This is a genomic window from Nocardia amamiensis NBRC 102102 (assembly GCF_001612745.1).
GTDB classification, from domain to species: Bacteria; Actinomycetota; Actinomycetes; order Mycobacteriales; family Mycobacteriaceae; genus Nocardia; species Nocardia amamiensis.
The window spans coordinates 1-10775 of record NZ_BDBA01000123.1 but is presented as its reverse complement, the minus strand read 5'-3'; the positions used below and the strand labels follow the sequence as shown (position 1 = coordinate 10775).

The window sequence follows — 10775 nt, the reverse complement described above, 5'->3', positions numbered from 1 at the left end:
TACAGACCAACTGATCAACGTTCTGGCCTGTCACGCGGTGGGCGCTGTGCCGGTACTCGTGTCGCCCCGGCTCCCGTCGGTGCGGCGGGAGCAGATCCTGCGATCGGAATTGCCAGGCGCACCGCTGATCACTGACGTGTGGAGCAACGAGACGTCGTCCGTCATAGATCCGCGCCTGGATATGCACGAGGACTATGGGTGGAACCTTGAGCAGCGCACGAGCCCACAGCTTGACGACGTCGCCTACGTGATCTACACCTCCGGTTCGACCGGCCAGCCCAAGGGCGTCGAGTGCACGCACGCCGGCCTCAACCAGCTCGTCGATGCCCTCGTCCGCGCATACGACATCCGGTCGACTGATCGAGTCCTGTCGATTGCCAATACGTCCTTCGACGTCTTTCTTGAGGAGACGCTGCCGACCGCGGCGGCGGGCGGGGTGATCGTCAGGGTCGACCGAGCAGAACTGGCGGCCGAGCCCCTGGTCGCGACCGTGGAACGACATCGCTGTACCGCAGTCAACATTCCCACCGCAGTCTGGCTGCACTTGGTCGCGGCGAGCGAACGGGGCGAGGTTCGGCTGCCGGAGTGCGCACGCCTGGTCGTGGTGGGTAGCGAGCCTGTGCCTATCCTGGCTGCCCACACTTGGAGACAGGTCCGCCCGCCGGGGGCACGGACGGTATTCGCATATGGCCTCACCGAGGCAACGATCACCAGTTCCTTGCTCGAGGAGCAGGATATTCCCGATCCCGACCTGGATCTGACCCACGTACCGCTCGGCACCTGTATCGGGGATGCACGTTTGCACCTGTTGGATGCGGCGATGAAGCCCGTCGGTGTGGGAGTGCCTGGCGAGCTGTTCGTTGCCGGAGCCGGGGTGGCTCGCGGTTACCTGGGGCGGACTCGGTTGACGGCGGAACGGTTTGTTCCCGACCCCTTCGGGCGGGTTCCCGGTGCCCGGTTGTATCGCACGGGGGATCGCGCCCGTTCATTGCCCGACGGCACCTTCGAATTCTTGGGACGGGTCGATGATCAGGTCAAGATTCGTGGTTACCGCGTGGAGCTCGGGGAGGTCGAGGCGTGTTTGGCGGCAGTGTCCGGGGTGACCGGGTGCGCGGTGACCGCCCGCGATGACGGCCGCGGTGGGCATCGGCTGGTCGGCTACTACGTTGCCGATGAAACTGCCGTTCCACCAACTACAATCACCGCCGCTGGGCCTACTGGTCGTGTGGATGCTGGCTACCTCCGCGCTCAGCTGGCAGCACTGTTGCCCAACTACGCGGTGCCGTCGGTGCTGATCGAACTGGATGTCCTCCCGTTGACCCCGAACGGGAAGATCGACCGCTCGGCTCTGCCCGCCCCGCAGGACTATTGTTCCCGCCGCGCACGCTACGTCGAGCCCGCTACCGAACCCGAAAAGCTCTTGGCCCGAATCTGGGCCGAGGTCCTCGACGTCGATGACGTCGGTGCCGAGGACTCCTTTGTCGAGCTCGGCGGTGACTCGCTGGCCGCGATGGCGGTCGGTGCCCGTACTGGCGCAGTGTTCGGCGCGCGAATCGATTGGAACGACCTGATCGTGGGCGACGTGACTCTTCGACACATTGCCGCGCGCCTGACAGACCCCGCTTCCGCACGAGTGAGCCCGGGATTGTCGAGCCATGGTCGGGGTGGGGCTCCGGTGGTGTCGTTCGCGCAGGAGCGGATGTGGTTTCTGGATCAGTTGGGGGCGGGTTCGGCGTATGTGGTGCCGTTGGCGCTCCGTGTGACCGGCGCCGTGCACATAGATGCTGTGCGTGGCGCTATTCGCGCGGTGGTGAACCGCAATCACGTGCTGCGGACGGTGCTGCGCTTCCGCGACAGTCGACTGACATCTCTGCCGAGCACGATCGATCCTGGTGAGCTGCACGTTAGGCGCGCAGTGGGGGAGACAGGCCAGGACCGGTGGGCGTGGGCTGTGCGGTGGGTGCAGGAGTTTGCCAGTGAGCCGTTCGATCTGGGGGAGGGGCCGTTGTGTCGGTTCGGCTGGGTCGAACTCGACCCCGATGACGCAGTGCTGGTGATGTCATTTCACCACGCAGTTGTTGACGGCTCGTCGTTGGGCCTGCTGTGTCGGGAGCTGTCGTCCGCATATGCGAACTACGTCGGCGCGGCGGTCGCGGTGCCGGACTCCGCGGGAAGGCTCCAGTATTCGGATTTTGCTTCCTGGCAGCGCGAACGGCTTGAGTCATCACGGCAGCACGACGCAGCCTACTGGCGTCGGCAGCTGGCGACGTTGCCCACGACGGAGCTCCCAACCGACCGCCCGCGGCCGCAGGTTCAACAGTTTGCGGGCCGGACTCTTCGGGTGAGTGTGGATCCCGATCTGTCCCGGCAGGTAGCGGAGTGTGCCGGTCGGGAAGCGGTGACACCGTTCGTGTTTCTGCTGTCGACCTACTGCGCTGTGGTCGCCGCGCGAGCTGGTGCCATGGAGGTGGTGTTGGGCACGCCGGTGTCGGGGCGCGCGCGGCGGGAGTGGGAAGAGCTGGTCGGGTTGTTCGTCAACACTGTCGTACTGCGTGCCCGCGTGGATCCGCATGCCGCGTTTCGTGAGCTGTTGGTATCGGTGAAAGAAACTGTCCTGCAGGCGTTACGGCATCAGGAGTTGCCCTTCGAGGAACTGGTGCGGGAGCTTGATGTTGCCCGTGATCCCTCCCGCAACCCGCTGTTCGGGCTGATGTTCACCTTCCTGGGTGGAAAAGGCATCGACCCGGCCGGCCAACTCATGCTGGGGTCGAGTTCGGTCGCCGAACTCGAACTCGACGAGGGCGCCCAGGTCGATCTGAATCTCCAGATCTGGCTGGACACCATGGGTCGGCTCCAGCTGAAGTTCATCTATGCGACCGCGTTGTTTGAGCACGACACCATCGCGCGGCTCGCGGACCATTTCGTCACTTCGTTGCGTCGGGTGATCACCGATCCGGAGATAGATGTGCTTGCCCTGCAGGCACTTCCGAACTCCGAACGCGAGCTGGTGGTGCGCGCGTGGAATCGCACCACCGCTGCAGTCGGTGAGCGGACGGTGGTGGATCTGTTCCGGGGGCAGGTCGCGGCGACCCCGGCGGCCTGCGCGATCAGCACCGATAACTCCGGCTCGTTGACCTACACCGAACTCGACGAGCTCTCGGAGGTGCTAGCTCACGTCCTTCGATCGCGAGGTGTTGGCCGTGAGTCGATTGTCGGTATCTGCCTTGACCGAGGTGGGGCCATGGTGGTTGCACTGATGGCGGTGTTGAAGGCAGGTGCGGCGTATCTGCCGTTGGACCCGGACTACCCTATTGACAGGTTGGCGCTCATGTTGCGGGACTCCGCTGCTGTCCTGGTCGTGACAAACGCAAGTCTGCGGTCGCGGCTACCGCTGCCGTGGAGCGATGGCGCTGTCGACATCGACCGACTTGGGGTCACGGTCGCACCGGCTCGCATCGACCTGGCTCGGTACCGGCCTGGGCCGCAGGACGCTGCTTACGTCATCTACACCTCCGGTTCGACCGGTCAGCCCAAAGGTGTCGTCAATCACCACCAGGGGTTGGTGAATCGGTTGTTGTGGATGCGGGACTATTTCGGGCTGAACGCGACGGACGTGGTGTTGCAGAAGACGTCGTTCAGTTTCGACGTCTCGGTGTGGGAGATCCTGTGCCCGTTGCTGATCGGTGCTCGGTTGCACATGGCGCGGCCGGGTGGTCACCGCGATCCGCAGTACCTCGCACACACGCTGGTGTCCCAGCGGGTAACGACGGTGCACTTCGTGCCCACCATGTTGAAAGCGTTTCTTAGTCGGCGCACCGGGCCGGTTCCCACGCTGCGCCGTGTCGTCTGCAGTGGGGAAGCTTTGCCCGCCGCCCTCGCTGCCGCTGCGAACAGTCACTTCGGTGGCATCGTGCACAACCTGTACGGGCCGACCGAGGCGGCTATCGATGTAACCGCGCACTGGTGTGGGGACATCGAACACGATCCGGTGCCGATCGGCCGGCCGATCTGGAACACCACGACCTACGTGTTGAACCGCTCGATGGGTCCGGTCGGGGTGGGAGTGATCGGGGAACTGTTCCTGGGCGGGGTAGCAGTGGCCCGCGGCTACGTGGGTCGTCCCGGGTTGACTGCGGCACGGTTCGTTCCCGACCCGTTCGCCGCGAGACCCGGCGCCCGCCTATACCGCACGGGGGACCGGGTTCGGTACCTGCCCGACGGAACTCTTCAGTTCCTCGGGCGGGTGGATGATCAGGTCAAAATCCGCGGTCACCGAGTGGAGTTGGGGGAGGTGCAGGCCCACTTGGCCGCCGTACCCGGTGTCGATGCGTGCGTGGTGACCGTCCGCGGCAGCAGTCAGGATGGAAGGCGCCTGATCGGCTACTACGTCGCCGAACCACAGACCCCGGTGGTCGCGGACCCAGTCGCGGGCAGTGATGGTGGCGTCGATGGCCGGTATGTCCGCGCTCGGCTCGCGGCGGTGCTGCCCGACTACGCCGTGCCATCGGTTCTGCTCGAAGTCGACTCGATCCCGTTGACCGTCAACGGCAAGGTCGACTCTGCGGCGTTGCCCGCGCCCGAGGGCCGTTCCCAACTCGGAGTCGACTACGTCGCACCCGCCACCGAGCCCGAGAAACTGTTGGCCCGGATCTGGGCTGAGGTGCTGGACATCGGCGCCGTCGGCGCCGACGACAACTTTTTCGCGCTCGGCGGTGACTCGATCCTCATCGTCACCGTGGTGGAACGCGCCGCCCAGGCCGGGCTGAACCTTGAAGTCTCCGACATATTTCAGCACTCGACGCTGTCCCGGTTGGCGCATGCCGCATCCGTGGGTGGTGACCGGCTCAGCGAGCATCGCGACGTGAGTCGACAACGCGCGCGGCAACGCAGGCAGGCCAGGAGGCCCAGGAAGTGAACGCAGACAATCACATTGCTGTCGTGGGTCTCGGCGGCACGTTCCCCGGGGCTCCCGACATCGCCGCTTACTGGGACAACCTCATGGCGGGCACGGACTGCATCACACGGTGGGATGGTGACTGTGACCTGGCGACTGTCGCGGCGCGCGGGCGCCTTGGTCACCCGGTCGACATGTTCGACCCGCATCTGTTCCCCGCGCTGGCCCGGCAAGAACTTCGCCTACTCGACCCGCAGTTGCGGGTGCTGTTGCGGTCGACGTGGTCGGCCCTGGAGGACGCGGGCTTGGATCCGCGCTCGGGGCACCTCGCGTGCGGGGTGTTCGTGTCGGCGGGCAACAGCGACTACTACGAAAGGCTGAAGTTCGACCGCGACACCGTCCGCCGGTATGGCACCCAACTGATCTCCCTCAATTCCCAACGCGACTTCTTCCCCATGAAGGTGTCGCACCTGTTCGGGTTCACCGGCCCCAGCATGCTGATCCAGTCCGCCTGTTCCAGTTCGCTGACCGCGGTACACACCGCGGTCGGGTCGCTGCTGTCCTACGAGTGCGACGTCGCCGTTGCTGGCGGTGCCACAGTGGATCTCGACGAAACGGAGCCGTACTCCGCTGTGGACGGACTGATGTCCCGAACCGGGCACTGTCGTCCTTTCGACGCCGCCGCCGATGGCACTGTGCCCGGCAGCGGCGGCGGTGTCGTCGTCCTCAAACGGCTCCAATCGGCCCTCGATGACGGTGACCGCGTATACGCGGTCATCGTCGGCAGCGCGGTGAACAACGACGGGTCGCACCGCGCATCGTTCACCGCGCCCTCAGCCCAGGGCCAGTTCCGGGCCGTGACCGAGGCCCTCGAACTATCCGGGCTGAAAGCAAGCGACATCGAGTACGTCGAGACACATGGAACAGCCACCCGTGCCGGTGACCCGGTCGAGGCCCGGGTGCTGCGCGAGGTGTACGGCGACACCGACGGCCCGCCCTGCTACCTCGGCGCAGTGAAAGCCCACATCGGCCACCTCGACGCCGCCGCCGGCATCGCCGGGCTGATCAAGATCGTACTGGCCGTGTCAGCCGACCGGATCCCACCATCACACCACATCAACCACCTCAACCCCGACATCGACCTGGGGCCCAGACTGTGGTTCGCCGATACGTCACGACCCTTTGAACTTGCGACCCGGGCCGCCGCTGTCAGCTCCCTGGGCTTCGGCGGATCCAACTGCCACATCATCGTCGCGGCACCGCCACAGGACTACTCGGCGCTGTCCGGTTCTCCGGGTGCAACAGCCGAGCCAGGCACCTTGTATCTGTCGGGCAGTTCGGCTTCAGCGGTCGAGGCCACGGCGCGCCGGATCGGCGACCATCTGCAACGGCATCCAGATCACCTGCGCGCCTTGACCGATGCGTCCGCCTGGCTTCCCGCCTTGTCGTGTCGAGCAGCCGTCGCGACGTCTGCGGGACCGGTCGTCGACAGACTGCGTCGTGTACGTGCTCACTCGGTTGTCGCGGACGCGACGGACGTTGTGCTGATGTTCCCTGGACAAGGCTCGTTCGAGCCGAACGCAGGGCGAGAGTTGTATCGCGCCGACTCGGCATTCGGCTCCGAGGTCCGCGCCACTATCGGTTCGGCGAGCCATCCTGCCGCCGCTGTGTTGTCCGGCTACTTCGCTGATGATCGCGACCTGCCCGAATGCTACGAGCAAGCCGCTCTGTATCTCATCGGCATCGGCCTGGCTGCCACACTGCGTGCCCATAGTGTCGTTGCGTCGATGGTGGTCGGCCATAGTGTCGGCGAACTTGCCGCCATGACGACAGCTGGCGTGTTCGACGCCGCGACTGGTCTCGACTTCGTCTGCCGGCGAGGCGAACTCCTCGACGCGGTGGCACGGGGCGCCATGACCGCGGTTCTCGCTGACCTGCCGACAGCAGAGTCGATACTCGGCCCGGATCTCGACGTCGCCGCAGTGAACCGGCGCGGTCAGGTCGTGGTCTCAGGTCCGCTCCCGCAGGTCATCGATTTCGAAAAGGACGCCGAACGGCGAGGGATCCGGTGCGTACGGTTGCGATCTCCCTACGCGTTCCACTCCCGCGCAGTGGCCGCGGCAGGCCCGCAGTTGCTCGACGCGGCCTCTCCGCTCGGGATGCGCATCGGCGACATTGCGGTGGTCAGTAGCGTCGACGGCCAGGTCTACCGCTCGGGCGATCAGTTGCCGCCCGACTACTGGGCCCTGCACGCGCGGCACCCGGTGCGGTTCGACACCGTCATCGAACGCCTGTCGTCGGGTCCACCCGCGGTCGTGATCGAAGCCGGCCCCGGGCACACCCTCACCGATCTGCTCGGATCGGCTGCGGGCCCCGGCCTTCGCGTCGTCGCGCTAAACACCATGGTCCACGCCAGCGACGAAACCGCCGCCGTTGCTCAGGGGCTCGACAGGCTATGGGAGGCCGGCTTGATCGACAGACCGACCGCCCGTGACCACCGGCCCCCGTTTCCCCTTCCCGCGCGGTCCTTCGCCTGTGAACACCACTGGATCCAGACCCCGGACCTCACCGGTCACATCGCGGAACCGCACTCACCCGGGGACGTACCGAATGCGCCGGCACCCCGGCAACCGACGACATCGGCGCGCACCCGCGAGCGAACAGACGGTCTGCTGCCGCCGGGTCTTCGCTCGATCCTGCTGGATGTGCTTGATGCCGACCCGATCGACAGCGCCCAGAGCTTCACCGAGATGGGCGGCAACTCCCTGCTCGCGCTCCAGGTGACCAGCCGCGTGCGAGAACTGTTCGGTCGAGCACCACACGCAGGTCGCCTGTTCGAGGTGGACACCATCGCCGACTACGCCCGCGAGATCGAGGCAAACCACGAACACACCAGAGGGCCTGGCGAGCCCGAACCTGACAGGGCGGCCGTTAGTCCCGCCCACTCAGTCACAACGGCATTCCCGGCACCTCAGGAGACATCGGGCCTATTGGGCCAGGCGCTGACGGTGGTGTCCGTCGCGCAGGAACGCATGTGGTTCCTGGATCAGTTGGGTGCGGGTTCAGCGTACGTGGTGCCGTTGGCGTTGCGTGTGGCCGGAGCAGTGGACTTGAACGCTTTGCGGAGTGCTGTTCGCGCGGTGGTGGATCGGCACCACGTGCTGCGGACCGTGTTGCGCTCCGGTGACCACGGAGTCACGGCTCAGTTGCTGGACAGCGTCCCCACCGCCGACGTGCGCGTGGTCCGCGCAGTGGGCGAGACAGGGCAAGACCGGTGGTCCTGGGCTGTGCGGTGGGCGCAAGAGTTCGCCGGGCAGCCGTTCGAACTGGCCGACGGGCCGCTGTGTCGATTCGGCTGGATCGAGCTCCGACCCGGTGACGGCGTGCTGGTCATGTCGTTTCACCATGCGGTTACCGACGGCTGGTCAACCGCAGTGCTCTGCAGGGATCTCTCAACCGTCTACCAGCAATCCCTGCGCGGCGAGCACTCCCGCGCCGACACCTCGGCGATGTGGCAGTACACCGATTTCGCGTCCTGGCAACGCGAACAGTGGGCAGCCACGCGCGAGCACGACACCGCCTACTGGCGTGAGCAACTGGACGGCCTGGTGCCGACTGAACTACCGACCGATCATCGACGACCACGCATGCAGAGCAATGCAGGCCGTAGCCTTCGACTGAGCCTGGACGCCGACCTCACCGAACAGGCGCTGACCAGGGCACGACGGGAAGCGGTGACCCCGTTCGTGTTCTTGCTATCGATCTACTGCGCCGTGGTCGCCGCCCGCACCGGCGGCACGGAAGTCGTGTTGGGGACACCCGTGTCCGGCCGCGCCCGGCGGGAATGGGAAGACCTGGTCGGCCTGTTCGTCAACACCGTCGTCCTGCGCACCCAGGTCACGCCCGACAGGACCTTCCGAGAACTGTTGGGATCGGTGAAAGACACTGTCCTGCATGCATTGCGGCATCAAGACATGCCGTTCGAGGAATTGGTGAGTGCACTCGACGTCGCCCGGGATCCTTCCCGCAACCCGATCTTCCAATTGCTTTTCGCCTTCCTCGGAGGCCCTGAGACCGACCCCGCCGCCCAACTCGCCCTCGGCGCCGCCACAGTGGCCGAACTCGAACTCGATGAGGGCGCCCAAGTCGATCTGAATTTCCAGATTTGGCTCGACAGCGAGGGTCAGCTGCAGTTGAAGTTCGTCTACGCGACCGCATTGTTCGATCACGACACCATCGACCGACTTGCACAGCACTTCGTCACCGCTGTGCAGCGCGTAGCTGCCGACCCTGAGGTCAACCTCCGTGCGGTGCACGCACTTCCAGATCTAGAACGCGAACTTGTCCTGCGCATGTGGAACGGCCCCGCCGTCGCGGTCGATGACCGGACAGTGGTGGATCTGTTCCGGGCCCAGGTAGAAGCCACCCCGCAGGCGCGCGCGGTCAGCACCGACGAGTCGGGCTCGTTGACCTATGCCGAACTCGACGAGCGTTCGGAGACGCTGGCTCGACTTCTCCGGTCGCGGGGCGTCGACTGCGAATCGATCGTCGGGATCTGCCTCGATCGGAGTGCAGACATGGCGGTCGCGGTAATAGCGGTATTGAAAGCAGGCGGTGCCTACCTCCCGCTCGACCCGGCCTATCCGCCGGACCGGCTCGCGTTCATGCTGCGCGACACCGCGACACAACATGTCCTGACACACGAACCACTGCGATCGGTGCTGCCCGAACCCTGGTCGACCACGGCCGTCGCCATCGACAGCGACTGGCCCAGTCTCCTCGCCGCTGCCCGCATGGATCAGGTTCTGCAAGGACCTGGGCCGAGGGATTCGGCGTATGTCATCTACACGTCGGGTTCGACCGGACGACCGAAAGGCGTCGTGAACGAGCATCGTGGCCTGTTGAACCGGTTGTTGTGGATGCGAGACCACTTCAGGTTGGACGCGACAGATGTGGTGTTGCAGAAGACATCGTTCGGTTTCGATGTCTCGGTGTGGGAAATCTTGGTGCCGTTGCTGGTCGGTGCTCGCATGCACATGGCCCGTCCTGGTGGGCAACGCGACCCGCACTACCTCGCCCGCACGATGGTCTCGCAGCGAATCACGACCGTGCACTTCGTGCCGACGATGCTGCACTCATTCCTCGACCACCAACCCCCGGCGGCCCCGACGTTACGGCGCGTTGTCTGCAGCGGCGAAGTCCTGCCGGCCGCGGTGGCGAACGCAGCCCGCACTCATTTCGGCGACATCGTGCACAACCTGTACGGGCCCACCGAGGCCGCCATCGATGTCACCGCACATCACTGCGGCGACACGGAACACGATCTGGTGCCGATCGGGCGTCCACTGTGGAACACCACCGTATATGTGTTGGACGAGTCAATGGAGCCGGTCGGGGTGGGGGTGATGGGCGAGCTGTATCTCGGTGGCACAGGGGTAGCTCGGGGCTATCTAGGGCGTCCCGAACTGACTGCGCGACACTTCGTTGCCGACCCGTTCACCGAGACTCGCGGCGCCCGTTTGTACCGCACGGGAGACTTAGCACGATATCGGCCCGACGGCGACCTCGAGTTCCTTGGCAGGGTAGACGATCAGGTCAAAATCCGTGGCCACCGCGTGGAATTGGGGGAGGTCGAGGCCCACCTGGCCGCCATACCCGGGGTCACCGACTGCGCAGTGACCGGTCAAGCCAACAGTCGCGACGGACTGCGCCTGGTCGGCTACTACGTCGCCGACACAGCTCGCCCGGTCACCGCAGCTATGTTGCGGGCCGACTTGTCCACCGATCTCCCCGATTACATGGTGCCGTCGGTGTTCATCGAGCTCGCTGCTATGCCTCTGACTGCGAACGGCAAGCTCGACCGTGCGGCCCTGCCTGCACT

Annotated in this window: 2 protein-coding genes; both read left to right on the top strand. The window is 65.5% G+C overall.

Features of this window, described 5'->3' with window-relative positions:
• The first annotated feature begins 10 nt into the window (after positions 1–10).
• Positions 11–4915 (top strand): non-ribosomal peptide synthetase, encoded by a 4905-nt coding sequence (locus NA4_RS22630; protein WP_307188598.1) that lies wholly within the window; start codon positions 11–13, stop codon positions 4913–4915.
• The coding region (locus NA4_RS22625) for a hybrid non-ribosomal peptide synthetase/type I polyketide synthase (protein WP_067473474.1) at positions 4912–10775 on the top strand (5864 nt) is incomplete at its 3' end. The genes NA4_RS22630 and NA4_RS22625, both read left to right, overlap by 4 nt.